23 protein-coding genes and 2 tRNA genes are annotated in these 25,541 nt (G+C 70.7%); 8 read left to right on the forward strand and 17 right to left on the reverse strand.

What is annotated here, in order from left to right; translation table 11 throughout:
* Positions 1–54 precede the first annotated feature (54 nt).
* The gene (locus ACGFYH_RS28925; RefSeq protein ID WP_393806119.1) at positions 55–462 is read left to right on the forward strand and encodes a cyclic nucleotide-binding/CBS domain-containing protein; all 408 of its coding nucleotides are present in this window, start codon (positions 55–57) and stop codon (positions 460–462) included.
* Positions 463–587: 125 nt separating this feature from the next.
* Here ACGFYH_RS28925 and ACGFYH_RS28930 read toward each other — a convergent pair whose 3' ends face one another.
* On the reverse strand, positions 588–2,039 hold the full coding sequence (locus ACGFYH_RS28930; protein WP_393806120.1) for a catalase: 1,452 nt from the start codon (positions 2,037–2,039) through the stop codon (positions 588–590).
* Positions 2,040–2,181: 142 nt separating this feature from the next.
* On the opposite strand from ACGFYH_RS28930, the gene ACGFYH_RS28935 reads away from it, so the two are divergent.
* On the forward strand, positions 2,182–2,598 hold the full coding sequence (locus ACGFYH_RS28935) for a Fur family transcriptional regulator (protein ID WP_393806121.1): 417 nt from the start codon (positions 2,182–2,184) through the stop codon (positions 2,596–2,598).
* A gap of 117 nt (positions 2,599–2,715) precedes the next feature.
* On the opposite strand, the gene ACGFYH_RS28940 is transcribed toward ACGFYH_RS28935, so the two are convergent.
* From ACGFYH_RS28940 to ACGFYH_RS28955, 4 genes are all read right to left on the reverse strand, one after another.
* Positions 2,716–2,789: transfer RNA gene (locus ACGFYH_RS28940), tRNA-Met, on the reverse strand.
* Between the two features lie 318 nt (positions 2,790–3,107).
* Positions 3,108–4,934, reverse strand: a complete 1,827-nt coding sequence (locus ACGFYH_RS28945; RefSeq protein ID WP_393806122.1) for a tetratricopeptide repeat protein — start codon at positions 4,932–4,934, stop codon at positions 3,108–3,110.
* 232 nt (positions 4,935–5,166) lie between these two features.
* Positions 5,167–5,240: transfer RNA gene (locus ACGFYH_RS28950), tRNA-Met, on the reverse strand.
* A gap of 78 nt (positions 5,241–5,318) precedes the next feature.
* Positions 5,319–8,321 (reverse strand): UPF0182 family protein, encoded by a 3,003-nt coding sequence (locus tag ACGFYH_RS28955; RefSeq protein WP_393806140.1) that lies wholly within the window; start codon positions 8,319–8,321, stop codon positions 5,319–5,321.
* A gap of 164 nt (positions 8,322–8,485) precedes the next feature.
* Between ACGFYH_RS28955 and ACGFYH_RS28960 the strand changes: the two genes are divergently transcribed.
* Positions 8,486–9,028, forward strand: coding sequence for a PPA1309 family protein (locus ACGFYH_RS28960; protein ID WP_393806123.1), 543 nt, complete (start codon positions 8,486–8,488; stop codon positions 9,026–9,028).
* 26 nt (positions 9,029–9,054) lie between these two features.
* On the opposite strand, the gene ACGFYH_RS28965 is transcribed toward ACGFYH_RS28960, so the two are convergent.
* From ACGFYH_RS28965 to ACGFYH_RS28980, 4 genes are all read right to left on the reverse strand, one after another.
* Complete coding sequence (locus tag ACGFYH_RS28965; RefSeq protein ID WP_393806124.1) at positions 9,055–10,149, reverse strand: PDZ domain-containing protein; 1,095 nt, start codon at positions 10,147–10,149, stop codon at positions 9,055–9,057.
* Positions 10,150–10,201: 52 nt separating this feature from the next.
* The gene (locus ACGFYH_RS28970; protein ID WP_393806125.1) at positions 10,202–10,366 is read right to left on the reverse strand and encodes a hypothetical protein; all 165 of its coding nucleotides are present in this window, start codon (positions 10,364–10,366) and stop codon (positions 10,202–10,204) included.
* A gap of 125 nt (positions 10,367–10,491) precedes the next feature.
* Positions 10,492–10,950, reverse strand: coding sequence for a molybdenum cofactor biosynthesis protein MoaE (locus ACGFYH_RS28975; protein WP_393806126.1), 459 nt, complete (start codon positions 10,948–10,950; stop codon positions 10,492–10,494).
* Positions 10,951–11,064: 114 nt separating this feature from the next.
* Positions 11,065–12,186: an SDR family oxidoreductase gene (locus tag ACGFYH_RS28980; protein ID WP_393806127.1), complete on the reverse strand. Its 1,122-nt coding sequence runs from the start codon at positions 12,184–12,186 to the stop codon at positions 11,065–11,067.
* 192 nt (positions 12,187–12,378) lie between these two features.
* On the opposite strand from ACGFYH_RS28980, the gene ACGFYH_RS28985 reads away from it, so the two are divergent.
* Together ACGFYH_RS28985 and ACGFYH_RS28990 are read left to right on the forward strand one after the other, a co-directional pair.
* Positions 12,379–13,866, forward strand: a complete 1,488-nt coding sequence (locus ACGFYH_RS28985; RefSeq protein ID WP_393806128.1) for a zinc-dependent metalloprotease — start codon at positions 12,379–12,381, stop codon at positions 13,864–13,866.
* Positions 13,863–14,378 carry an NUDIX hydrolase gene (locus ACGFYH_RS28990; RefSeq protein WP_393806129.1) on the forward strand — a complete coding sequence of 172 codons (516 nt, stop codon included), beginning with the start codon at positions 13,863–13,865 and terminating at the stop codon, positions 14,376–14,378. The genes ACGFYH_RS28985 and ACGFYH_RS28990 overlap by 4 nt, the downstream gene beginning before the upstream one ends.
* Before the next feature lie 54 nt (positions 14,379–14,432).
* On the opposite strand, the gene ACGFYH_RS28995 is transcribed toward ACGFYH_RS28990, so the two are convergent.
* The 4 genes from ACGFYH_RS28995 to ACGFYH_RS29010 all read right to left on the reverse strand — a co-directional run bounded on the left by ACGFYH_RS28995 (position 14,433) and on the right by ACGFYH_RS29010 (position 18,367).
* Positions 14,433–15,188 carry an AIM24 family protein gene (locus ACGFYH_RS28995; RefSeq protein WP_393806130.1) on the reverse strand — a complete coding sequence of 252 codons (756 nt, stop codon included), beginning with the start codon at positions 15,186–15,188 and terminating at the stop codon, positions 14,433–14,435.
* A 17-nt stretch (positions 15,189–15,205) separates the two neighbouring features.
* Complete coding sequence (locus tag ACGFYH_RS29000; RefSeq protein ID WP_210572303.1) at positions 15,206–15,886, reverse strand: AIM24 family protein; 681 nt, start codon at positions 15,884–15,886, stop codon at positions 15,206–15,208.
* 12 nt (positions 15,887–15,898) lie between these two features.
* The gene (locus ACGFYH_RS29005; protein WP_393806131.1) at positions 15,899–17,620 is read right to left on the reverse strand and encodes a TerD family protein; all 1,722 of its coding nucleotides are present in this window, start codon (positions 17,618–17,620) and stop codon (positions 15,899–15,901) included.
* 150 nt (positions 17,621–17,770) lie between these two features.
* Positions 17,771–18,367: a M48 family metallopeptidase gene (locus ACGFYH_RS29010; protein WP_393806132.1), complete on the reverse strand. Its 597-nt coding sequence runs from the start codon at positions 18,365–18,367 to the stop codon at positions 17,771–17,773.
* 287 nt (positions 18,368–18,654) lie between these two features.
* Here ACGFYH_RS29010 and ACGFYH_RS29015 point away from each other — a divergent pair, with 287 nt between their 5' ends.
* Positions 18,655–19,869, forward strand: coding sequence for a TOMM precursor leader peptide-binding protein (locus ACGFYH_RS29015; protein WP_393806133.1), 1,215 nt, complete (start codon positions 18,655–18,657; stop codon positions 19,867–19,869).
* On the forward strand, positions 19,862–21,286 hold the full coding sequence (locus ACGFYH_RS29020) for an ABC1 kinase family protein (protein ID WP_393806134.1): 1,425 nt from the start codon (positions 19,862–19,864) through the stop codon (positions 21,284–21,286). The genes ACGFYH_RS29015 and ACGFYH_RS29020 overlap by 8 nt, the downstream gene beginning before the upstream one ends.
* Positions 21,287–21,394: 108 nt before the next feature.
* On the opposite strand, the gene ACGFYH_RS29025 is transcribed toward ACGFYH_RS29020, so the two are convergent.
* The 4 genes from ACGFYH_RS29025 to ACGFYH_RS29040 form a co-directional block, all read right to left on the reverse strand.
* The gene (locus ACGFYH_RS29025) at positions 21,395–21,718 is read right to left on the reverse strand and encodes a hypothetical protein (protein ID WP_393806135.1); all 324 of its coding nucleotides are present in this window, start codon (positions 21,716–21,718) and stop codon (positions 21,395–21,397) included.
* Positions 21,715–22,083 (reverse strand): WhiB family transcriptional regulator, encoded by a 369-nt coding sequence (locus ACGFYH_RS29030; RefSeq protein ID WP_064729724.1) that lies wholly within the window; start codon positions 22,081–22,083, stop codon positions 21,715–21,717. The genes ACGFYH_RS29025 and ACGFYH_RS29030 overlap by 4 nt, the downstream gene beginning before the upstream one ends.
* Before the next feature lie 176 nt (positions 22,084–22,259).
* A complete protein-coding gene (locus ACGFYH_RS29035) occupies positions 22,260–22,592 on the reverse strand; it encodes a hypothetical protein (protein ID WP_393806136.1) in 333 nt (110 codons plus the stop codon).
* A 165-nt stretch (positions 22,593–22,757) separates the two neighbouring features.
* Positions 22,758–25,028: an ATP-dependent DNA helicase UvrD2 gene (locus tag ACGFYH_RS29040; RefSeq protein ID WP_393806137.1), complete on the reverse strand. Its 2,271-nt coding sequence runs from the start codon at positions 25,026–25,028 to the stop codon at positions 22,758–22,760.
* Between the two features lie 124 nt (positions 25,029–25,152).
* On the opposite strand from ACGFYH_RS29040, the gene ACGFYH_RS29045 reads away from it, so the two are divergent.
* Positions 25,153–25,395: a mycoredoxin gene (locus tag ACGFYH_RS29045; protein ID WP_104636442.1), complete on the forward strand. Its 243-nt coding sequence runs from the start codon at positions 25,153–25,155 to the stop codon at positions 25,393–25,395.
* Positions 25,396–25,541: the final 146 nt, after the last annotated feature.

The raw sequence follows: 25,541 nt of genomic DNA on the forward strand, positions 1-25,541 counted from the left end.
ACTTGTGAATCCATGAACCAACTCATGGATCACCGGCAGGAGGTGGCTCCACCCATGCTCGTCCGTGAAGTCATGAGCAAGGTCGTCCTCACCATCGGTCCCGCGCACACCCTCCGCCAGGCCGCCGCACTGATGTCCGCGCGCCGCGTCGGCGCGGCCGTGGTGCACGACCCCGACGCCGGCGGCATCGGCATCCTCACCGAACGCGATGTCCTCGTCTCCGTGGGCCGGGGCCAGGACCCGGACACCGAGCGTGTCCACGGCCACACCACCACCGACGTCGTCTTCGCCACCCCGGCCTGGACCGTGGAGGAGGCGGCCCGCGCGATGGCGCACGGCGGCTTCCGCCATCTCATCGTCCTGGACGGCGGCGATCCCGTCGGCATCGTCTCGGTGCGCGACATCATCCGCTGCTGGGCGCCGGTGCGCGCCCCGCACAACGCCCCGGTGGCGACCGCCTGACGGAACACAGACGGAACACCGACGGACAGGGAGGAACCGACGGACTGGGAGGAACGACAGGCGGGCCGGACCCCCGTCCCCGGGGATCCGGCCCGCCGCTACGACAAGCGGTCCAGTGCTGGACGTCAGCCGCGCAGGGCCTGGACCGCGGCCTCCAGCCGCTTGCCGAAGTCACCGTCGGCCTGACGGAAGTTGCCGATCGCGCGCTCGATGATGTCGTCGCGCGAGACGCCGGACAGAGCGCCGGCCAGGTTGCCGATCAGCCGCTCCCTCTCCTCGTCCGTCATCAGCCGGTAGAGGTTGCCCGCCTGGACGAAGTCGTCGTCCTCGGCATGCCTCGGGGTCTCGTGGTCGCCGGTGGCGCCGGAGACCGCCACCGGCTGCCACAGCGGCCGGTCCGTCTGGAAGGGGCCGCCGAAGCTGTTCGGCTCGTAGTTCTTCGCACCCTTGTGGCGGCCGTCGTACAGGTAGCCGTCACGTGAGTTGGTGCGCGCCGCGGTGGCGTGCGGGCGGTTGACCGGCAGATGGTCGGCGTTGATGCCGACGCGGTAGCGGTGGGCGTCGCCGTAGGCGAAGAGGCGGCCCTGGAGCATCTTGTCCGGGGACGGCCCGATGCCGGGCACGAAGTGCGCCGGGGAGAAGATCGACTGCTCGACCTCGGCGAAGATGTTCTCGGGGTTGCGGTTGAGCTCCAGCCTGCCGATCTCGATGACCGGGTAGTCCGCGTGCGGCCACACCTTGGTCAGGTCGAACGGGTTGAAGCGGTACGTCGCCGCCTCCGCGACGGGCATGATCTGCACGCCGACGGTCCAGGACGGGAAGTCGCCGCGCTCGATGGCCTGGCGCAGGTCGCGCTGGTGGGAGTCGGGGTCCTCACCGGCGAGCCTGTCGGCCTCGGCCTGCGTGAGGCTCTTGACGCCCTGGTCGGTCTTGAAGTGGTACTTGACCCAGAAGGCCTCGCCGGCCTCGTTGTTCCACTGGTAAGTGTGCGAGCCGAAGCCGTCCATGTGGCGGTACGACGCCGGGATGCCGCGGTCGCCGAACAGCCAGGTCACCTGGTGCGTCGACTCCGGCGACAGGCTCCAGAAGTCCCAGACGTTGTCCATCTCGGTCGACCCCGTGTAGGGGTCGCGCTTCTGGGTGTGGATGAAGTCGGGGAACTTGATGGCGTCCCTGATGAAGAACACCGGGGTGTTGTTGCCGACGAGGTCGTAATTGCCCTCCTCGGTGTAGAACTTCAGCGAGAAGCCACGCGGGTCGCGGACCGCGTCCGCCGCTCCCAGGTTGCCGGCCACGGTCGAGAAACGGAGGAAGGTCTCCGTCTCCTTGCCGACCTCGGAGAGGAAGGCCGCGCGGGTGTACTTGGTGACATCGGCGGTGACCGTGAAGGTGCCGTAGGCACCGGCGCCGCGGGCGTGCACCACACGCTCCGGGATGCGCTCACGGTTGAAGTGGGCCAGCTTCTCCAGCAGGAGCTGGTCCTGGACGAGCACGGGGCCGCCGACGCCCGCGGTCTCACTGTTCTGGTTGTCGGCTACGGGAGCACCTGCCTCCGTAGTGAGCGGTCCCTGAGTCACGTACGCCTCCTGCACAATCCTGCGAAACCTGTTCCTTGGCTAATACCGTTTCCGATCCTACAATAGACAGTGTCTAAGTCAAGTGGGACTCCAAAGTCACACCCGTTCGGGACCTGGTCCCCTTGCTGTTAGGCTGGCCTGTATGAGTGACCTTCTGGAACGACTGCGTCATCGCGGTTGGCGCATGACCGCACAGCGGCGCGTGGTGGCCGAGGTCCTCGACGGCGAACACGTCCACCTGACGGCCGACGAGGTGCACTCCCGGGCCGTGGGCAAGCTCCCCGAGATCTCCCGGGCGACGGTCTACAACACCCTGGGTGAGCTGGTCTCGCTCGGCGAGGTGCTGGAGGTCGCGACGGACAGGCGCGCCAAGCGCTACGACCCGAACGCGCACCAGCCGCACCATCACCTGGTCTGCGCCCGCTGCGGCGCGATCCGCGACGTCCACCCGACCGGCAACCCGCTGGCCGACCTCCCCGACTCGGAGCGCTTCGGCTTCACGGTCTCCGACGTCGAGGTGACGTACCGCGGCACCTGCCCGAACTGCGCGGCGGCGTAGGCCTCTCCACTCCGGGCACGTGAAAGCCCCGGCACCGAAGACGCCGGGGCTCTTCTCGTATGGCCGTCAACGCACCGAGGGCCGGAACCCTTTCGGATTCCGGCCCTCGGCCTTCAGTAGCGGGGACAGGATTTGAACCTGCGACCTCTGGGTTATGAGCCCAGCGAGCTACCGAGCTGCTCCACCCCGCGTCGATGAATGGAACACTACGTCACGCTGAAGACGAGAAGCAAATCGCTTCCGCGTGAACTGCCGACGGCCGCGTCCCGCCCGGGCCGCGGGCGGTCGCACACCGTCGTAGCTGCGGGCCGTCGCACCCCCGCCAGTGTCCCAACGGCCTGCGAAGGCCGTCGGGACGGCTCGGGTGGACGACGCGGGCCCCCGCTCCAGCGAAACCCGGGAGTGGGGGCCGCCCCGGCAGCGCCGGGCCGCGTCACCACCCCCGGCACCACCCCCGGCCCCGCATCCGCGCCGGGCATCTCCCGCAGGCGCCCGAGCACAGCGCAGCGTCACGCCGACAGCTCCTGCCGCAACGCGTCCCGCAACCGCGCCGCCCGCTCCCCCACCTCCGACGGCCCCAGCGACACCGCCAGGTCCGCCCACCGCTGCCCTTCCGCCAGCTCTCCCCGCCGCGCACACACCAGCGCCAGCCGCAGCGCCGCCCGCCCGTGCCCCGCGTCGGCCGCCCGGCGCCACCACACGACGGCCTCCGGCTCGCTCCCCTCGCGGGCCAGCAGAAGTCCCAGGTTGAACGCGCCGTTGCGGGACCCGGCCTCGGCCGCCTCCCGGTACCATCGCGCCGCCTCCACCACGTCGCCCCGCGCCGCGGCCAGCATCCCGACCCGCACCTGAGCCCGCCGGTGCCTCTGGGAGGCCGCCCGCTCGTACCACTCCTCGCACTCGGACTTCTCGTGCGCCGGCTCGCCGAGCTCGTGCGCGGGCGTCGGCGGCCGGCGCGCGTCCAGCACCGTCGCCAGCCGGTACGCGGCCTCCGCACTGCCGCCCCCCGCCGCGCACCGCAGGAACCGCTCCGCCTCGCGCTCGTCCCCGTCGCGCAGGCGAGCCATGCCGACCTGCAGCGCCGCCTCGGTGTGCCCGGCCGCGGCCGCCCGCTCGTACCAGCGCAGCGCCGCCCGCTCGTCGCTCCGCCCGGCGTGCAGGATCCCGAGGTTGAAGGCGGCGTCCACGCTGCCCGCCTCGGCGGCCTTGGAGAACCACGGCTCGGCACCGGTCTCGTCCCCGGCGCGCAGCAGCAGGATGGCCAGCGCGTTGGAGGCCTCCCGGTGACCGGCGTACGCGGCCCGCCGGTACCACTGCTCGGCCTGCGTGGTGCGCCCCTGGTCGGCGCAGAGCAGCCCGAGGTTGTACGCCCCGTTGTCGTCACCGGCGTCCATCGCCGCCCGGTACCAGCGCTCCGCGGTCTGGGTCTCGCCGCGCTCGGCGTGCAGTGCGCCCAGGGCGTTGGCGGCGTTGCCGTCGCCGTCCTGGGCGGCCCGCAGCCACCACACGGCGGCGCTCTCGGTGTCCCCGGCGTCACGCAGCAGGAAGCCGAGCGCACAGGCGGCGCGGGCCTCGCCGTCCTTGGCCGACGTGAGGTACCAGCGGCCGGCCTCCTTGAGTTCGCCCCGCTTCTCCAGAATCGTCCCGAGCTGCAGCGCGGCCCGCCGGTGACCGCGCGCGGCGGCCTGCCGGTACCACTGCTCGGCCGCGTCGGCCGCGAGGGCGGCCGTCCTGTCGTCGCCGCCACGCTCCTGCCCGGCACGCCGGTCCAGCGTCCGTGCCAACCGGTACGCCGCTTCCCGGTGCCCGCGCTCGGCCGCGGCCCGCATCCACCGCTCGGACCCGGTGTCGTCGCCGCGGTGCTCCAGCAGGTCGGCGAGTGCGTAGGCACCCAGTACATGACCCTGTTCGGCGGACTGGCACAGCCAGTACTCGGCGGCGGGCTCGTCCCCGCGCTCGCGGAAGTGCCGCCCCAGCGCGTGGGCCGCTGCGGCGGACCCGGCCACGGCGGCGATACGCCACCAGCCCGCGGCCTCCTCGGCGTATCCGCGCTGGTGGAGCAGGACGCCCAGGTTGTTGGCGGCGGCCCGGTCGCCTGCCGCGGTGGCGGCACGCAGATGGGACTCGGCCCCGTCGAAGTCGCCGCGGCGCAGCAGCATCGCGCCGAGAACGCTCATCGCCTCGACGTCACCGGTGTCGACGGCGAGTCGCAGGCGCACCTCCGCGGCGGCCTCGTCGGCGGCTTCCTGGGCCTCGTCGGCGGCCTCCTCCTGACCGGACGGCTGCGCAAAACGCCCCGTCCCGAACAGATTTGCCATGTCCCCCATAACGTCCATCGTCGCACCACCTGCAACCTGGGTACATCCGGTATACCGCAGCCAGTGAGGTCACTTCAGCGTTTTGTCGACATGCCCACAGGGAGACAAGTCAAACACAGACCTGCCCAACTCCCCTTGGCGGCACGGCCGTCGTGTCCGTCGGCACATGCGTTCGCACATCACGAAGGCCCGGATCCCTTTCGGAATCCGGGCCTTCGTGATGTCGATCGCACGTAGCTCACGACTTCAGTAGCGGGGACAGGATTTGAACCTGCGACCTCTGGGTTATGAGCCCAGCGAGCTACCGAGCTGCTCCACCCCGCGCCGTTGTGTTCACAACCCTAGCACGGCGCGGGATGGGTCTTGACCAGCTCGAACGCCAGGCTCGACACGACCGGACCGTCAGCCGGTGTCCGCCCCTCCACCGGCATCACCGGTCGGGGTCGTGTCCGGACCGGCCTTGTCCTCTCCGGCCTTGTCCCCGCTGTTCTTGTCGTCGCCCTTCTTGTCGTCACCGTTCTTGCCGCCGGCGCTCCCGTCGGCCTTGGCCTGTGCGTCCTCGGCCCGCTGGAGCGCTTGCTCCAGGTCCTTCTGCGCCTCGGCGTACGCGGCCAGGTCCTTCTGTTCCAGCGCCTTCTGCCCGGCGTCGAAGGCCTTCTGCGCATCGCTCAGCGCTTCCCGGACCGTCGGGTTGGTGGACGTCGGTGGCGGCTCGGTCGTGTCGTCGCCCTCGCCCGGTGGCTGCTCGTTCTCGGCGGCCTGCGCTCCGAAGACCTTGTTGAGAGCCTCGTCGAGCGTGTTCTCGAAGGCGGTGTTGCCCCCGTAACTCACCAGAACCTTGCGCAACAAGGGGTACTTGAGGTCACCACCCCGGACGTAGACGGGTTCGACGTACAACAGGCCGCCGTCGACCGGCACCGTCAGCAGGTTGCCGTACTCCACCTCCGAGTCGCCGCCTCTCAGCAGCCTGATGGTCTCGGCGATGTCCTGCTCGGAGTTCAACTGGCTCTGGACCTGCTTCGGCCCGTTGACCGTCGTACTCGTCGGCAGTTTCAGAATCCTGATCTTGCCGTAGTCACTGGTGCCCGCCTCGGCGTCGACCGCCATGAACGCGCTGAGATTGTCCCGTCCGTTGGGCGTGAACGTCGTCGTCAGCGAGAAGGCCTGCGCCTTCTGGTCGGGCATCATCATGCTCTGGTAGTACGGCGGTACCGCGTCTCCCGACTTGTTGGTCGGGTCGTCCGGCACCTGCCACACCTCGCTGCCGCTGAGGAACGTGTTGGCGTCCTTCACGTGGTAACGCGTGAGCAGCTCGCGCTGGACCTTGAACAGATCCTGCGGATAGCGCAGATGCGCCATCAACTCCTCGGAGATGTCACTCTTGTCCTGCACGGTGTTCGGGAACGCCTTCATCCAGGTCTTCAGGACCGGATCCTGGGTGTCCCACTGGTACAGCTTGACGTCGCCGCTGTACGCGTCGACGGTCGCCTTCACGCTGTTGCGGATGTAGTTGACCTGGTTCTGCTGGGCCACCACCGCGCGCGAGTTGTTGTTGGCGGTCAGCGAGTCGGCCGTGGTGTCGCCGAGCGTCGTACGGGAGGCGTACGGATAGCCGTTCGTCGTCGTGTACGCGTCGACGATCCACTGGATACGGCCGTCCACCACCGCCGGATAGGCGTCGCCGTCGATCGTCAGCCAGGGGGCGACCGCCTCGACGCGCTCCTTCGGCGTGCGGTTGTAAACGATCCGGGAGCCCTCGCCGATCGCGCCGGAGTAGAGGATCTGCGGCTCGCTGAACGCCGCCGCGTACGCCGCCCGGTTGATCGGGCCGGACAGGTCGACCCCGCCGTCACCCCGGTAGCTGAACGTCTTCTCCCCGGTGTCGTCGGAGTAGTCGATCTCCTTCTGGGGACCGCCGACGATCGAGTAGGTGGTGGTCTTCTCGCCGTAGTAGATCCGCTGTTCGTACCTTCCGAGGTTGCCCTCGGACGGCAGGTTGGACTCGGTGAAGACCGGACGGCCCTCGGAGTCGACGGCCGTGCCCTTGGCCGCGACCACACCGTAGCCGTGGGTGTAGCGGAAGTGGCTGTTGATCCAGTTCTTCTTCGGAATGCCCGCCAGGTTCAGCTCGCGCAGACCGATGACCGTGTCCTGGTCCTTGCCGTCCCTGGCGTAGCGGTCGACGTCCAGGTTGGTCGGGAACGCGTAGTAGTTACGCATCTGCTGGAGCTGCTGGAACGTCGGCGAGATGATGTTCGGGTCCATGATGCGGATGGACGCCGCGGCGTCCACGTCGTCACGGAGCTTGGTCTTGTCCTTGGTCTCGCTGGTGCCCGGGTACTCGGTGACCTGGGTGCCCTGGATGCCGTACGCCTCGCGCGTGGCGGTGAGGTTCTTCTCGACGTACGGCGCTTCCTTGGCCTGCTCGTTCGGCTGGACCTGGAACTTCTGGACGAGCGCCGGGTACAGGCCGCCGATGAGGATGGCGGAGAGCACCATCAGGCCGAAGCCGATCACGGGCAGCTGCCAGGTACGCCGCCACAGGGTGGCGAAGAAGAGCAGTGCGCAGATGACGGCGATGCAGAACAGGATCGTCTTGGCCGGCAGGTAGGCGTTGGCGTCGACGTACCTGAGACCGGTCCAGTTGTCGGTCGCCTTGAAGTCGCTGGACTTCACCGCCAGCCCGTACCGGTCGAGCCAGTAGGCGACCGCCTTGAGGGCGACGAAGACGCCGATGAGCACCGACAGGTGCCCGGTCGCGGCGGCCGTGGCGCGCGCACCCGGGCTGGTGACGCGCAGGCCGCCGTAGAGGTAGTGGGTGAGCGCGGCGGCGATCACGGAGATGATCACGGCTGCGAAGCCGAAGCCGAGCAGGAACCGGTACCAGGGCAGGTCGAAGGCGTAGAAGGAGACGTCCAGCTTGAACTGGGGGTCCTTCTGTCCGAAGGGCACGCCGTTGACCCACATCAGCCAGGTCCGCCACTGACCGGACGCCGAGGCGCCAGCGATCAGTCCGACCAGGGCGGTGATGCCGAGCAGCAGCCACTTCTTGTACGGGGCGATGCCCATGCGGTACCGGTCGAGGTTCTGCTGCTCCATCGACATGGCGCTCAGCGGTGGCCGCAGTCGGTGGGCCAACCAGATGTTGAACCCGACGGCGAGTGCCATCAGCAGCCCGAAGACGAAGAAGAGTCCGATCTTGGTCCACAGGGTCGTCGTGAACACCGACGAGTAGTGGACCGACCGATACCACAGCCAGTCCGTCCAGAATCCCGCGAACATGGTGAACGCCATGGCGAGCACGGCTAGGACACCAAGTGTCAGCAGCAGGGTTCGGACACGCCGGGACGGGCGGCCCACTCTGATCCGCGGCCCCGTCGGGGGGCCTCCGCCGCGGTCCGGCATCTGGAAAGCCAAGGTGCGCACCTCGAAGTTCGCTGTTGATCCGTCAGGCCCTCGGGTTCGCGGGCCCCCCGTGCGCCCCCGAGATCGGGGGCCCACACTTATGCAACTTACTCATCGTTTACTCGGTTCCCGATTCGGGCCATGAACGAGGCAGGATTGTGACCATGTCCAACACCCCCATGGCAGCGAGTCCCCTCACCCGGGCCGTACTCGAGATCGACGAGTACGTCTCCGGCCTCGGCTGGGACCAGCCCGCACGCCTCTTCGCACTCGTCGACACCGCACGCCTGAGGACCGATCAGCCCTCACTCGCGGACCGGCTCGGTCTGCGGGACGAGCCGGAGACCTCCGGCCTGACCCCGATCGAGCAGGACGAGATTCCAACGGACCAGGCGCTCGACGAGTTCCTGGGCACCATCGCCTGGCCCGACGCGGTGGTCGGCTGCGCGCTCGTCGTGGAGCGTCTGATGCTGCCGCCCTCCGCCGAGGCCCAGGTGCCTCCGGGCCTGAACGAGACGAAGCTGGCGCAGTGGGTGGCGGAGCACCCGGACCGTCAGGAGGTCCGCATGACGGTCGCGGTCCTGCGCGACGGCGCCCGGGACTCGGCCCTGCGGCTGCGGGAGAAGGACACCGCCACGGAGGTCCTCACCGGCTCCGACCTGGTGCCGGGTCTGGCCGAGGCGCTGACGGCGACCTTCGAGGAGTAGGACCGCCGGACGACCGCGCGGGAAGGCTACCCCTTGGTGCACGTCGGCAGGTCGGCGGCCTTCCCGGAGCGGAGGTCCTCCAGCGCGCCGAGGGCGTCGTCGATGGTGTCGACCTTCACGAGGGTGAGCCCGTCGGGAGTGTCCTCGGCGGCTGTCGCGCAGTTCTCGGCGGGCGTCAGGAAGTACTGGGCGCCCTTGTCCCGGGCGCCGATGGTCTTCATGCCGATGCCGCCGATCGGCCCGACCTTGCCGTTGTCGTCGATCGTCCCGGTGCCGGCGACGAACTCGCCGCCGGTGAGGTCGCCCGGGGTGAGCTTGTCGTAGATGCCCAGGGCGAACATCAGACCGGCGCTCGGGCCGCCGACGTCGGCCAGTTTGATGTCGATGGAGAACGGGAACGTGTGATCGGTCCCGGCGGAGATCCCGACGATGGCGCGCTTCTCGCCGGCGTCGTCGGAGGTCTCGGTGGTGATCGTGACCTTCTTCGTCGTCGTCGGCGTCCGGCCCGCCTTCTCGGCGGCGGCCTGCTCCTTGGCGGGCACGATGGTGAAGACGGCGTCCTCGCCGGGCTCGTGCCTGGTCACCAGGTCGGCGACGTCGGCGGGCTTCTTGACGGCCGTGCCGTCCACGGCCTTGATCACGTCACCGGCGTGCAGCCTGCCCTGTGACGGGGAGTTTTTGACCACGGTGGAGACCACCACCCAGGACTTCACCGGGACGTCGAGCTCCTTCAGGGCGGCGACCTTCGCGCTCTCCTGGGACTGGCTGAACTCCTCCGCGTTCTCCTGGGTGGCCTCTTCCTCGGTCTTGCCGTCCGGGTAGAGGGTCTCGTGCGGCACCACGCTGTCGTCGTGCGCCAGCCAGCCGTACACGGCCTCGACGAGGTTCATCCTGTACTCGGCGCTGGTGACCCGGACGGTGGTCATGTTCAGATGACCGCTCGCCTCGTAGGTCTTGTGACCGGAGATCTGCAGCACCGGCTCGCCGTCGTGGTCCCCGAGGGTGTTCACCGTCGGCCCGGGTGACATCTCCGAGTACGGCACGGGGAGGTAGACACCCGCGCACAGGAGCGCGATCAGCATCAGGGTGGAGGCGAGCATCGTCGCGGTGCGGCGTGGCATGGCACGACAGTACGGGACGCGGCTGTCGGAACACCGTCAGGGCGGCGCCCCGTCAGCCACCGGTGCGGGGCTTCTCCATGGCCTCACGGAACCGGGCGTATCCGTCCAGTTCGGGACCGTCGCTCCGTACCCTGCGGGTCCGGTTGGCCCAGCTTCCCCACAGGCCCGCACCGACAGCGGCCACCAGCGGAATCAGCAACCAGGCAAGCACTGCCATGCCGACCTCCCAACCCCATGAGTGTCCGCGACTGACTGATCAGCAGATTAACCATCCGCAGTGACAACGCTCACGCCGGGGGGCGGGTTACGCAACCCGGGGTACGGGCGAGTACGGGCACGGCGTTACGCGCCCACCCATTCCTCGGTGCCGTCGGAGAACGACTGGTGCTTCCAGATGGGCACCTCGTGCTTCAGGTCGTCGATCAGCTTCCGGCAGGCGTCGAAGGCCTCGCCCCGGTGCGGGCAGGACACGGCGACGACCACGGCGAGATCCCCGACCTCCAGATCCCCCACACGGTGCAGCGCCGCCAGGGCCCGAACGGGGTACGCCGCGACGACCTTCCCGGCGATCCGCCGCATCTCGGCCTCGGCGCTCGGGTGGCACGAGTATCCGAGCCGGTCGACGTCGGTGCCCCCGTCGTGGTTGCGCACGGTCCCCACGAACAGCGCCGTCCCGCCGGCCGCGTCGTCTCCGACCGCACGGAAGACCTCGTCCACGGACAGGGGCGTCTCGCGGATGCCGATCAGCTTGACGGGGTCCGCTGCGGCCAGCTCACCGGGGTGGTCGTTCGTGGTTGCCATGCGTCCATCGTGCCCCACGCCACGGACGACGCGGAACAGCGTGATCACCCGGCACGCGCGCGTACGACGTCGAAGCCCCCTGCGGAGTCCGACCCGGCGGGGGGCGGGCCCACCTCAGATGCGCCGCCGGGCCTTCCGCGCCCGCCGCACCACCGCCGCCGCGCCCAGCAGCGCCACCGTCGCGCCCGCCGCTCCCGCCGCCGTCGCGTCCTTGCGCCCGAGGCGCCGCCCGGCGACCGTGTGCCGCCCCGAGACCTCCTCGAGCAGCTCAACGAGCACCTCCTCGTTCGTGTACGTGGGCCGCCATCCGGCGTCGTGCAGCCGACTGCCGCTCACGACCCAGGGGTACATCGTGTACGCCAGGTCCCCGGCCGGCGAGGGCGTCAGCCCGATCCGGTGCAGCCGGGCCGCCGCGCCGAGCGCCACCGCGGAGGGCAGTTCCATGCGCCGGGTGCCGCTGAGCTCCTCGACCTCCTCCTGCTCCAGCCAGCCGTCGCAGCCGACGGCCAGCTCACCGTCGGCCTTCTCCAGGACGGCGTACTCCAGTGCGCTGCACAGGTCGTCGACGTGGCAGAACTGCCAGGCCGGCCGCGATCCGGCGACGACGAGCAGCCGGGGCGACTCGAAGTACCTGGTCAGCGCGGTGTCCATGCCGCCGACCAGCACGGCGGGCCGGACGACGGTCACGTTCAGGCCGGGGTGCGCCCGGGGCGCGCGCCGGCCGAGCCGCTCGATCTCGAGCAGGTCCCCGACACCCGTGGCCTCGGCCGTGGCGCGCAGCTCGGCGTCCTCGGACAGCGGCAGCTCGTTGTCCGGGAGGGCGCCGTAGACCATCGCGGAGGTGCACAGCACGACCCGGTGCACGCCGGCCGCCGCGGCGGCGGTCAGGACGGTCTGGGTCCCCCGGACGTTGTAAGCCGTCCGGGCGGCCGCGTCGGTCTCCAGGTCGAGGTCGAGCGCCAGGTGCACCACGACGTCCGCACCACGGAGTTTCTCCGCGATGGCCGGGTCCCGGACGTCCAGGATCTGCCACTGGGCCGCCTCGCACGCACCGCGCCGTTCGTCGATGGCCACGACCTGTCTGACCTCGTCGGATGCGGCGAGCCGCGCGGTGAGCAGCGCCCCGACCCCGGACGCGGCACCGGTGACCGCCACGACGGGTCCGCGCGCGCCGGGGCGTGCGGAACTGGTTGACTGGTTTCGCGCTGCGCGAACCTGCGGATCTGGGGAACTCACCGGGCGTCTCCAGCGGTTGTCTTCAGTACGGGCGCGAGCGTCGCGTACGTACCAGGTGGCATCCATCCTGCCGCAGGCCGTCAGTCGGCGAAGCACCGAGGCCCGAACGGCTCCGGGTGTCTACGCTGGGTGGTGAAGTCGGGCAGCCGTGCCGCCGGAAAGAACCGGCGGCCCTACCAGCCGAGGAACCCCGTGAGTGACACCCCATTCGGATTCGGCCTTCCGCCGGAGGAGCCGGACGACGGCGACGAGGGCAAGAAGAAGGACCAGCAGAGCGGCGGTGGTCAGGGACCGGCCAACCCGTTCGGTTCCGGGATGTCCGGAGCCGGAGGCCTTGGCGGCCCCGGTGCGGACAACCCGTTCGCTGCCATGTTCGGTTCCATGAACCCCAACGACCTGGGCGCCGCTTTCCAGCAGCTGGGCCAGATGCTCTCCTACGAGGGCGGCCCGGTGAACTGGGACATGGCCAAGCAGATCGCCCGCCAGACGGTCTCCCAGGGCACGCCGGACGGCCGTAAGGACGCCAGCGTCGGTCCCGCCGAGCGCAATGCCGTCCAGGAGGCCGTGCGCCTGGCCGACCTGTGGCTGGATGACGCGACCGCCCTGCCGTCGGGCGCGGGCACCGCGGTGGCCTGGAGCCGCGCGGAGTGGGTCGAGGCGACCCTGCCGGCCTGGCGCGAGCTGGTCGACCCGGTCGCCGAGCGCGTCGGAAACGCCATGGGCGACGTGCTTCCCGAGGAGATGCAGGCCATGGCCGGCCCGCTGATCGGCATGATGCGGTCCATGGGCGGCGCCATGTTCGGCACGCAGATCGGGCAGGCCGTCGGCGTGCTCGCCGGCGAGGTCGTCGGCTCGACCGACGTGGGCCTGCCGCTCGGCCCGGCCGGCAAGGCCGCGCTGCTGCCGGCGAACATCGAGTCGTTCGGCAGGGACCTCGGCGTGCCGCAGGAGGAGGTACGGCTGTACCTCGCCCTGCGCGAGGCCGCCCACCAGCGCCTCTTCGCGCACGTGCCCTGGCTGCGCTCGCACCTGTTCGGTGCGGTCGACGGCTACGCCCGCGGGATCAAGGTCGACACGGCCAAGCTGGAGGACGTGGTCGGCCAGTTCGACCCGCAGAATCCCGAGCAGCTGCAGGAAGCTCTCCAGCAGGGCATGTTCCAGCCGGAGGACACCCCCGAGCAGAAGGCGGCCCTGGCCCGTCTGGAGACGGCTCTGGCGCTCGTCGAGGGCTGGGTGGACGCGGTGGTGCACACCGCCGCCAAGCCGCGCCTGTCCTCCGCCGACGCGCTGCGCGAGACGCTGCGCCGCCGTCGCGCCTCGGGCGGTCCCGCGGAGCAGACCTTCGCCACCCTGATCGGCCTGGAGCTGCGCCCGCGCCGACTGCGCGACGCCTCGCGCCTGTGGGCGTCCCTCACGAACGCACGCGGTGTCGACGGCCGGGACGGCCTGTGGGCCCACCCGGACATGCTGCCGACCGCGACCGACCTGGACGACCCGGACGGCTTCGTGCACCGCGAGCAGCTCGACTTCTCCGAGCTGGACAAGATGCTCGGCGAGGCGGCCGGCAAGCCCGACCTGAACAAGAAGTCCGGGGACAGGTCGGAGGAGAAGTCCAAGTCCCGGGACGAGGACGACAAGGGTGAGGGCGGGGCCGACGGCAAGGGTGACGACGCCGAGTGAGCCTCCACGACGACGCGCTCCTGGTCCTGAAGGACTACCGGGGCCAGGACGAGCTGCGTCAGGTCTACCTGGACCATCTGGCGGCGCACCCCGACGGTCTGTGGAAGGCCTGCGGGGAAGGGCACATCACGGCGAGCGCTCTGGTGGTCGACCCGTCCCGTGAGCGGGTCCTGCTCACCCTTCACAAGAAGATGCGCAGGTGGCTGCAGATGGGCGGCCACTGCGAGCCGGCCGACGAGACGCTGGCGAGGGCGGCCCTGCGCGAGGCGACCGAGGAGTCGGGCATCCAGGGCCTGTCCCTCGCTCCGGGCGGCCCGGTGCGACTGGACCGCCATCACACGCCCTGCGCCTGGCACCTGGACGTCCAGTACGTGGCGGTGGCCCCCTCCGGGGCCGTGGAGACGATCAGCGACGAGTCCCTCGACCTGCGATGGTTCCCGTACGCCGAGGTCGCCGACGTGGCCGACGGCTCGGTCGTACGCCTCCTGGAGGCGAGCCTCGCCCGGCTCTGAGCCGGTAAGGGGTGACCGCGTCGCGCTCACCCCTTACCGGACGGTGCGCCGTACTCAGCTCCAGACGTTGCCCTGGTTCTGCCCGCGGGCCCCGTGCTGGCCCATGCCGTACTGCGCGGCGACGCCCTGGCCGACCTGGGCGTTCTGCGGCGGCAGCAGCTCGCTGGGCTGGACGAGTGCGAAGCCGCTGCCCATGAAGCTCAGCTCCCAGCCCTCGCCGGTGTTGCCGCGGCGCCGCCACACCCCGGAGGAGTGCGTCTGGGCCTGCATCTGCACGCGCAGACCGGTGGACCAGGCGACGATCGCGTCGGCGTCGCAGTTGACGTACTTGTCGGGCGTCACCTGCATGAACAGCGGGGAGCCCGAGGTCATCAGCGCGACCTTGCCCCGGCCGGTGATGTTGAGCTGGTACTTCCCCGAGCCGGAGATGCCGTACAGGCTGTCCACCGCGATGACCTCGTGGTGCAGGGAGGAGTCCATCGCCAGCACGTAGCTGCTGTCGACGGTGAGGCCGTCCTGATCGACGTCGACCACGTGGATGCACTGGGCGAGGTTGGAGAAGAAGACCGTGCCCTGCCCGTGGCAGCGCATCAGGTCCAGGCCCTCCCCCGTGCGCGCGCGGGCGCGTGACTGGTTGTTGCTCCGGTACTCGGCGTCGAATTCGACGAGCCCCTGGTAGGCGACCATCGTGCCCTTGCGGGCGAGCACGTCGTCGTGGCCCTGGAGAGCGACGCGGAGCATGTGCTTGTTCTGCAGACTCCAGGCTTCCTGGGTCTGCTGGTCGTTGTAGGCGAAAAGCGGGCTCTGCATGATGTTCTGGCTCCCCCTCAGCCCCGGACCCGGAGGCGGTCGGTGCTGTCCTCGCTGGGCTGGACGACGACGATGCCCTGACCGGAGAAGGCCATCTGGAAGGCCTCGCCGCTGCCGCGGCCGATCAGCGACTGCGCCTTGAAGCTGCGCTTGCCCTTCACCTTCAGGTTCGGGGACCAGGCGACGAGTGCGTCCGGGTCGACGTAGGTCTCGTCCTCGCCACCGCCGCAGTCGACGACGATCGGCTTGCCCCGGGAGGTGAGCGCGACCCAGCCCTGTCCGGAGATCTTCGTGTTCCACAGACCCTGGCCGGCGAACTTCGCCAGGCCCTTGACCCGCTCCACGCCCCAGGTCAGGTGGGCGTCGAAGGCGAGCAGGTTGGTGGCGTTGACGGAGATCCCGTCGCCGTTGAGGTTGATGACGACGACGTTCGCGCCGTAGTCCGCGAGATAGAGCAGGCCGTCGCCGGAGCACTTCATCAGGGGCGCGCCCTCGCCGGTGGCCCAGTCGCGGGCGATCTGGCGTACGGCCGGCGGGTTGGGCTCGTACTGGACGAAGCCCTCGTAGGCGACCATCGAGCCCACGCGCGCGAGGAGGTCGTTACCGGTCTGCATGGCGACCTTCAGCATGTGGTTGCCGTGGTTCTCCATGCGGGCGGTGACGGGTGCGGGAGCGTAGCCCGCGAGCGGCTGGTTCATTCGGGCTCTCCCTCAGATCTCGTACGGCTGGACGACGACGAAGCTGCCGGGCGCCGCCCGGAACTGCAGGTTGACGCTCTCGCCCGTGTCGCCCGCGTAGGAGTTGCGGCGCATCCGCACCTGGCTGGAGACGACCACCTGGGCGGCGGCGGACCAGGCGACCACGGCGTTGCAGTCGGCGAAGGTGGTGGGGGTGACCGGCAGCACCACGGGCACGCCGCGCGTCTTCACGACGATCGTGCCGGTGCCCTGGAACTGCATCGTGAACAGGGCGCCACCCGGGATGCCGTGCCCCTCGATGCGGCGGACCTCGTACTGGAGGCTCTCGTCGAAGGCGAGGACGTTCTCCGCGGAGACGCACACGGCGTCGCCCTGGAGCTCGATGGGGTGGAGCATCGCGGAGTTCTCCGCGAGGAACACCTGCCCCTTGCCGGTACAGCGCATCAGCTGCATCTCCTGACCGGTCGCGTTGCCCACGACCCGGCCGGCGAATCCGGCACCCTTGTAGCTGAAGTCGACTTTGCCCTGGTAGAGCACCATGCTGCCCTGCCGGGCGAGCACGGGCAGGCCTTCCGCTCCGAGGTCGACACGGACCAGCTTCTTGTTCTGCTGCGTCCAGCGCTGCCCGGTCGCGGTCTCCCGGAACTGCTGGAGAGCCGCCGTCACGCCGGCGCCCTGCTGCGGTGCCGCGGGCACCCCGTACCCCGCGTCCTGGGGAGCCTGCTGGCCGTAGCCGGGGGGCGGTGTCGGCTGGCCGTAGCCCGGAGGCGGTGCGGGCTGCCCGTAGCCCGCGGGCGCCGTCGGCCGGCCGTAACCGGGCGGTGGGGCGGGGGCCTGGGGTGCCTGCGGCTGGCCGTAGCCGGGGGGCGGCGGCGCGGTCTGGCCGGGAACCTGACCGTAGGGGGCGGGCGCCGGAGCGGGGGGCGGCACCGGAGCGCCGCCGGGCGGCGTGTTCATGGGCGCGACGATGGTCGGCGCGGCGTGCACGTCCGGCCCGGGCGCCGGAGCGGGAGCCGGTGGCGGCGGAGCGGCGGGCGGCGGAGCGAAGCCCTGCTGCGCGGGCTGCGGCGCAGGGGTGGGAGCGGGGGCCGGCGCGGCGGCGGGCGCGCCGAAGGCCGGCGGCGCGGATGCCTGGGCGGGCGGGGCGAAGCCCGGCGTGGCGCCGCCCTGCGGCTGCTGCGCCTGCTGCGGAGCGGCTGCCTCCTCCTCGGCCACCTCCCCGCCGAAGTTCCTCAGCAGTGCGTCCAGCCCGCCGTCGAAGCCCTGTCCCACCGCGGCGAACCGCCACACGTCCTTCAGATAGAAGTCGCCCAGCATCACGGCGCGCTCGGTGGAGAACTCCGCGCCGCTGAACGGATACCGGGCCACCTCCTCGCCGCCCGCGACGATCCGGATGTAGCCGGGACCGACCTGCGACATCTGTCCCGCGCCGTCGATCGTCGCGGTGAAGGACAGCTTCCGGATCTGCTGCGGAACGCGGTCGAGGGTGACCCGGAAGGACTCCGTGTCACCCGCCTGCGCACCCAGGAGCTGGATGGACTCCTCGGGGGTCTTGGGTTGGTTGAAGAACACGAAGTACCGGTCGTCCGACAGTCGCTCGTCGGCGTCGAGGCCGAAGCAGCTGATGTCGAAGCTCAGCCCGGGGCCGGAGATCTGCACGCCTACGTACAGATCGGTGCCCGCGGTGAGGTCACTGATCCTGGCCTTGTGGCCGCGTTGGAATTCCCTGGCCATGCGTTACGACCGTCCCCCATCCGAATGTGAGTGCGTCGCGTCAGGCTAACGGCAAACACCGACACCGGAGGAAGTCCGGTACAGACCCGGTACGAAACCCGGGCGCGGCCGTGCCGGACACCCGGCCCGGGCATCCCGCCGGGCCGCGCGCTACTCGTCGCGGGCGCCGGGTACGTGCGGCAGCCGGTCGGCGGCGACCACACCCTCCAGGTAGCCCCGGGCGCGCTCGGTGCGCGGATAGGCCTCCAGCAGCCGCCAGAACCCGGGCCCGTGTCCGGGGACCAGCAGGTGCGCCAGTTCGTGGAGGAGGACGTAGTCGACGACGTACTCGGGCATGCCCTGAAGACGGTGCGACAGCCGGATGCTCCCCTCGGAGGGGGTGCACGAGCCCCAGCGCGTGTTCTGATTGGTGACCCAGCGCACCGAGGTGGGTCTGGCCCGGCCGTCGAAGTACTGCCCCGACAGCCGCTCCGCGCGCTCGGCCAGCTCGGCGTCGCCGAGGACGCGTCTGCTCTCCTGGGCGGCCAGCTTGTCCAGCATGACGCTCACCCAGCGTTGCTCCTCCGCCTCGGACATCCGGGCGGGGATCAGCACGACGGTGCGATCGCCCTCGCGGTACGCGGACACCGTCCGGCGTCGCCTGGTGCTCCTGCGCACCTCGATCGCGCTCGTCCCCGAGCCGCTCGGCGGCGGATTCGTCGGTGTGCGCTGGGGCGCCCCGGCGCGGTGCAGTGGGTCGGCGGACACGCCACGACGTTACCCGCTGCACACGGGGAAGTCCCGGCTCCGGGACGCTTCGGTGTCGATCCGTCGCCTCTCGGTCGGGAAACACGACCGAATGCACAGGGGATGCGCGACTGATTCGTACGACGAATACCCACCGCCTGTGGACAACTTGCGACGTCCCAGCGCGCATCCGGGCATGCTGGCACTCGTCGGCGGATTCGCGACCGGCCGAGGATCCGGGACGCGACCGACCACCGCCGGGCACACGGAGACGTTCAAAGCTTTCGAGCACCTACGGGGGACTTGGCATGCATCCAATGGTGAAACCCGCGCTCAGGCGCGGCTGGCGCGACCTGAACACGGTGCAGTTCGGGATGACACCGGCGCACGCGCTCACGTTCGCACCGGTGGACACGGCGACGGGCAGCTTCCTCGAACTGCTCAACGGCACCCGTGGGCCGGCGCTCCTGCGTGAGGCGGGACACCGCATGGACCTGCCGGACGGGCATGTGGACCGGCTGGTGGAGCGGCTGGCACGTGCGGGCCTGCTCGACGACTCCCGGGGCGGCGGACCGGCCGCCGACGCCCTGCGGGAGAAGAAGGAGGTCCTCGACCGGCTCCGCCCCGACCTCGCCTCGCTGTCACTGACCACCTCCGAACCGGGCGACGCGATCAGACACCTCGCCGCCCGACGTGCCCTGCGGGTCGGCGTGAGGGGCGCGGGCCGGGTGGGCGCGGTACTGGCCGGCCTGCTGTCGGGCGCGGGCGTCGGCGAGATCGACGTGCGCGACGGCGGACGCGTCGAGCCCTGGGACGTCGCCCCGGGCGGCCTTCCAGCCGAGTCCGTGGGCGACCGCCGGGACGAGGCGGCCCGCCGTGCCGTCCGCCGGGCCGCCCCGGACCGCCCGCCGCGGCGGAGCCCGACGACACCGGCCGAGGGGGACGCCCCGGTTTTCTCCCTGGTGGTCATCGCCCCGCGGGACGATGTCGCGGTGCACACACCCGACCCCGTCGGCGCGGAATCCCTCATGGCCTCCGGTACGCCCCATCTGTATGCCGGTGTCGTGGAAGGGACCGGTGTCGTCGGCCCCCTCGTCCTGCCCGGCGACACGGGGTGCGCCAGCTGTCTGCAGGCGCACCGCACCGACCGGGACCCGGTCTGGCCGCGCCTGGTGGCACAGTGGCGCTCCGGCCGGCAGCGCCGGGTACCGCCCTGCGACCTCACCCTCGCCACCACCGTCGCCGGGTTCGCGGCGGCTCACGCGCTCTCCTTCCTGGACGGCCGGGCTCCCTCGAGCACCGGCGCGCGCTGGGAGGTCTCGCTGCCCGGCCTGCGATGGCACGCCCGGCCGGTCCGGGCGCACCCCGCCTGCTCCTGCGGAGCCGCTGGGAAAGGTAAGCAGGAACACATCGCCGAGTACGGGGGGCGGCGCGCGACAATGGCTGGGCAAGGGCCGTCACCGGAAACACGCCACGAGGCGGAACCGGCGCGGCCGGCTGGGACTTGGAGGGCGCATGTCTGATCTTCCGCGCAAGGCGGTCACCCGGACCGCCAAGCTCGCCGCGCTCCCGCTCGGCTTCGCCGGGCGGGCCACCTGGGGGCTCGGCAAGCGAATCGTGGGCGAGTCCGCGGAGATCGTCGGCCAGCAGCTGCAGCAGCGCACCGCGGAACAGCTGTTCAAGGTGTTGGGCGAGCTCAAGGGCGGGGCGATGAAGTTCGGGCAGGCCCTGTCCGTCTTCGAGTCGGCTCTGCCCGAGGAGGTCGCCGGACCCTATCGGGCGGCGCTGACCAAACTGCAGGAGGCGGCACCTCCGATGCCGACGCGCACGGTGCACTCCGTGCTCGCGGAGCGCGTCGGGGAGGACTGGCAGGATCTGTTCCTGGAGTTCGAGGACAAGCCCGCCGCGGCTGCCTCGATCGGTCAGGTGCACCGGGCGGTGTGGCACGACGGCCGCGAGGTGGCGGTCAAGGTGCAGTACCCGGGCGCCGGCGAGGCGCTGCTGTCCGACCTGAACCAGCTCAGCCGCTTCGCCCGCCTGCTCGGCCCGCTGGTCCCCGGCATGGACATCAAGCCATTGATCACGGAACTGAAGGACCGCGTCTCGGAGGAGCTCGACTACGACCTGGAGGCGCAGGCCCAGCGGACCCATGCCGAGGTGTTCACGGACGACCCGGACATCGTGGTGCCGGACGTCGTCCATCAGTGCGAGCAGGTGCTGATCACCGAGTGGATCGACGGCATCCCGATGTCGGAGATCATCAGCAAGGGCACGCCTGGACAGCGTGACCGGGCCGGTCAGTTGCTGGCCCACTTCCTCTTCTCCGGTCCGGCGCGCACCGGACTTCTGCACGCCGACCCTCACCCCGGCAACTTCCGGCTGCTGCCCGGCGGGCCGGAGGGCGAGGACGACTGGCGCCTGGGCGTCCTGGACTTCGGTACGGTCGACCGCCTCCCGGGCGGCCTGCCCGAGCCCATCGGCGAAGCCTTGCGCATGACGCTGGACGGCGAGGCGGAGGCCGTCTACGAGATGCTGCGCACGGAGGGCTTCGTCAAGGAATCGATAGAGCTGGACCCCGACGCCGTTCTTGACTACCTCCTGCCGATCATCGAGCCGGCCAGGGTCGACGCGTTCACCTTCACCCGCGGCTGGATGCGGAGCCAGGCCGCTCGCATCGGGGATCCCCGCTCCCCCGCGTATCAGCTGGCCAAGCAGCTCAACCTGCCGCCGGCGTACCTTTTGATTCACCGCGTGACCCTGAGCACCATCGGTGTGCTGTGCCAGCTGGGAGCGACGGTTCGGCTCCGTGACGAGCTGGAGGGGTGGCTGGTGGGGTTCCTCCCCGAGGAGGCAGTGGAGGAGACGGACGAGGCGGAAGAAGAGGCCGTCGAAGAGGACGAGGACGAGTACGAGACGGAGGAGACGGCCGCGGAGGCGTGAACCACCGGAGCCGTACACGCCGTGGAGGCCGGTCCGTTTCGACGGACCGGCCTCCACGGGAAGAGCTTCGTCTCCCCTGCCGGGAAACCACCTCTTCAGATGTGTCGGTTACTGCATGACCGCCATGGCGAGCGCGCGCCGGGCACGCATCGAGGCGCGCTCCGCCCGGCGCTGCATCCGGCGAGCGGTCGCCAGGCTCAGTGCCCGGCGTTCCTGCTCCGCCTCGTGCAGGCGATCGTGCATATGCGCACGGGCCAGGGCTTCTGGGATGAGTTGCATCTCACGGGTCCTGTTCTGACGCGAGTCCTTCGCGCCGCTGGTGGTGAAGTCTTCAGGCGCGGAGCCTGCGATGTCGTGGGTGGACGGCTTCATCGGGGCCTGCTTCTGGGGGTCGTACGTGAGGGGGCGGTCGATCGTTCCTGTGGTGTTCATGCCGAAACCGGGTTCTTGCGCGGGCGGCCGCGGGGCCGCTTCCGGGCGACGACGACACCCTGGACGAACAGCTCGCCACCCCAGACGCCCCAGGGCTCACGCCGCTCCTTGGCACCGGCGAGGCAGGCCTCGACCAGCGGGCAGGTGCGGCAGAGGGACTTGGCGTACTCCACGTCCGCCGGCGACTCGGCGAAGAAGACCTCCGGGTCGTAGGACCGGCAGGGGACGGGCACGCCGAGGTTCTCGATGGCGTCGTCCAGCGCGGTGAGCGCGGTGAGCGGGGTCAAGGTGGAGTCCTCCGTGGAACAGGGCTTGGGGATCGTGTCGGAAGGCGGTACGGACGGGGCGTGCGCTTCGAGTTGCACGGGTGGTCTTCCTCGTCTGGTCGTTCCGGCCGGTTGACCGGGTGGCGGCTTGGTACCGGGTTCTTTTCTTGTCCCGAGGTTCCTTCGTGCTGTTGTCCCCCGTTCGGGGACAAACAGAAGGGCCGCGGATCCCGGGTGGGGTTCCGCGGCCCTGAAGGCGCCGGCCTGATCGGCGATCAGGCTGGATCACTCCAGGGTTCTGGCCCACGGAAGGCCCACATCAGGTGGTGCTGCGTCGTCTGCTTGCGGAGTCCGGCACCGGTCGCGGTAAAGGCATAGGCCTGCGCCTGTGCCGCTACTGCTGCTTCCAGTGCCTTGGTCGGTCGCTCATTGCGCTCACGGACGGGAAGGCCCGCGGGGGCGGCAGCGAAGGCGGCCGGACGCACGGCACGAATGCCGGACAGACCGGTGCCCGAGTTGGCAGCGCCGAGCGCGCAGGGGGAGACGGCCGAGCGATCGGTCATTTTGGCGGTGGAGCTGACGATGGAGCTGAAGTTGATGCTGATCACTGGGCTCGCCTCCTCTCGGCGTCTCGGGGGACTGGGACGAACCAGTCCGCGGATATGCAAGTACAACACGGTTTCAGGGCCTTCGGGAAGGCCGCTGCTCCCGCTGACCAAGAACCTATGGGGATCCCCGGGGCATGCGCAAACTATTTTTTCGACGAGTTCGTATCAGCCGTCCTCGTCAAGCCCCACTCCCTCCTGGCCTGCGCAGATGGCCAGGACGTCGACTCCGTAGCGGTTGAGCTTGCGCGCCCCGACCCCCGGGATGCGGGCCAGTTCACGCTCGTCCTCGGGGACGGACTCGGCGATCGCCATCAGTGTCTTGTCGGTGAAGACGCAGAACGCGGGCTGTCCACTGCGCCCCGCCTGCACCGCCCGCCATTCGCGCAGCCGCTCGTAGACGCCCTCGTCCATGTCGGACGGGCAGCCCTCGCAGCGCATCAGCTTCATCTCACCGGCCTCGGTGAGGGTGCGCCCGCAGACCCGGCAGCGGGCCGGCGTCCGCTGGGTCCGTCTCGGCACGGGGGCCGCGGCACCACTACCACCGCTGCCGCCTCCGAACCCGCGTTCCACACCTCCGGGGCCCCCGGCGGCCGCTCGCCCGTCGGCCGTACCCGAACCGGGCCGCAGCCCCTTCAGGAAGCGGCTTGGCCGGCGGCTCGGGCGGCCGCCGGGCGCCCGGGACAGCGCCCAGGACAGGTGGAGGCGTTCGCGCGCGCGGGTGACCCCGACGTAGAGAAGGCGACGCTCCTCCTCGATCTGCTCGTCGGTCTTTGCGTAGGTGATCGGCATCATGCCCTCGGCGACGCCCACCAGGAACACGACGTCCCACTCCAGGCCCTTGGCCGAGTGCAGGGAGGCGAGGGTGACACCCTGCACCGTCGGGGCGTGCTGGGCGCCCGCCCGCTCGTCGAGTTCCACGACGAGGTCGCTCAGCGTGGCTCCCGCCCTGGCGGTGGCGAAGTCCTGGGCGAGGCCGACCAGGGCGGCCAGCGACTCCCACCGCTCCCGGACGGCACCGGACCCGGCCGGGGGTTCGGTCGTCCAGCCTTCACCGGACAGCACCGCGCGCACCTGCGAGGGCAGGTCGACGACGTCGTCGAGGAGGGAGTCGTTGCCGCCGAAGCGCGCCGCGGCCCGCAGCGCGCTGTTGGCCTTGCGCACCTCGGGGCGGTCGAAGAAGCGCTCCGCGCCCCGCAGCTGGTACGGGACACCGGCGTCGGCGAGTGCCTGCTCGTAGGTCTCCGACTGGGAGTTGGTACGGAACAGGATCGCGATCTCGGCTGCCGGGACGCCCGAGTCGATGAGTTCACGGATGCGGCGGGCCGCGCCCTCGGCCTCGGTCGGTTCGTCGGTGTACTCGCTGTAGACCGGCTCGGAGCCCGCGGGGCGCTGGGAGACCAGCTCCAGACGGTGATCGGCGGCCCGGCCCCGGGCCTGCGCCAGCAGGCCGTTGGCGAGGTGGACGACCTGGGGGGTGGAACGGTAATCGCGGACCAGCTTGACGACGGTGGCTCCGGGGTGGCGGCCGCGGAAGTCGAGCAGGTGGTCGGGGGTTGCTCCCGTGAACGAATAGATCGTCTGGCTGGCATCGCCGACCACGCACAGATCGTCGCGGTCCCCCAGCCACAGCTCCAGCAGACGCTGCTGGAGGGGGCTGACGTCCTGGTACTCGTCGACCACGAAGTGCTGGTACTGGGCGCGGACCTGCTCGGCGACGTCGTGCCGGTCCTGGAGGACGGCCACCGTCAGCAGCAGTACGTCCTCGAAGTCGATGACGGAGCGGGCGCGCTTGAGGTCCTCGTAGGCGGCGTAGAGCTGGGCGATCTCCGCCGGGTCGCGGGGCGCCTCACGGCCGGCCTTGGCCGCCGCCAGGGCGTAGTCGGCGGGGACGGTCTGAGTCACCTTGGACCACTCGATCTCCGCGGTGGCGTCGCGCAGCTCGCCCCGGTCGAGGCGGATGCGGCAGGCGGCGGCCGCGTCGGCGACGAGCTGGACCTTGCGGTCGACGAGCCTGGGCAGGGAGCCACCGATGGCTTTCGGCCAGAAGTACTGGAGCTGGCGCAGCGCCGCCGAGTGGAAGGTGCGGGCCTGGACACCGGATGCGCCGAGCTGGCGGAGCCGGCCGCGCATCTCCCCGGCCGCGCGGTTGGTGAAGGTGACGGCGAGCACGCTGGAGGGGTGGAGGATGCCGGCGCGCACCCCGTAGGCGATGCGGTGGGTGATCGCCCGGGTCTTGCCCGTGCCGGCTCCCGCCAGCACGCACACCGGGCCGCGCAGGGCGGTCGCCACCTCGCGCTGCTCGGGGTCGAGCCCTTCGAGCACCGCGTCGGCCGAGTCCGGTGCCTGCGGAAAGAGGGTGGAGTGCGTTGCTGCTGTCACACCGCCATGCTGCCAGGTCTCGCGAGACGGGTGAGTCGGTTGTCCACAGGCGCGCACCGATAGTCGTACCGGTGCGACTGGCGTCACGCGGCGGGAATGGCGGCGCCGCCGTGGACGTTCCCTTCCTGCGACCTCATCCCCGAGCCGCCGCTTCCCGAGTCGCCGAAGGAGCACGAGAGACATGCCGGGCACTGTGACGATGTACAGCACCACGTGGTGCGGCTACTGCCGTCGGCTGAAGAGCCAGATGGACCGCGAGGGCATCGCGTACACCGAGGTCAACATCGAGCAGGACCCGGAGTCCGCCGCGTTCGTGGAGAAGGCGAATGGCGGAAATCAGACGGTGCCGACCGTGCTCTTCCCCGACGGCTCGACGCTGACGAACCCGTCGCTGGCGCAGGTGAAGCAGAAGGTCGGCGCGTAGCCGGTACGCCAGGACGTTGTCAGAGAACAGAAGTGGGGGGGGGGGGCCCCCCCCCCGCGGGGGGGGGGCCCCCCCGGCGGGGGGGGGGGGGGGGGGGGGGGGCGCCCCCCCCGCCCCCCCGCGCCGCGCGCCGCACCAAAGCGGTG

Source organism: Streptomyces sp. NPDC048392, from assembly GCF_043200575.1.
Classification (GTDB): domain Bacteria; phylum Actinomycetota; class Actinomycetes; order Streptomycetales; family Streptomycetaceae; genus Streptomyces.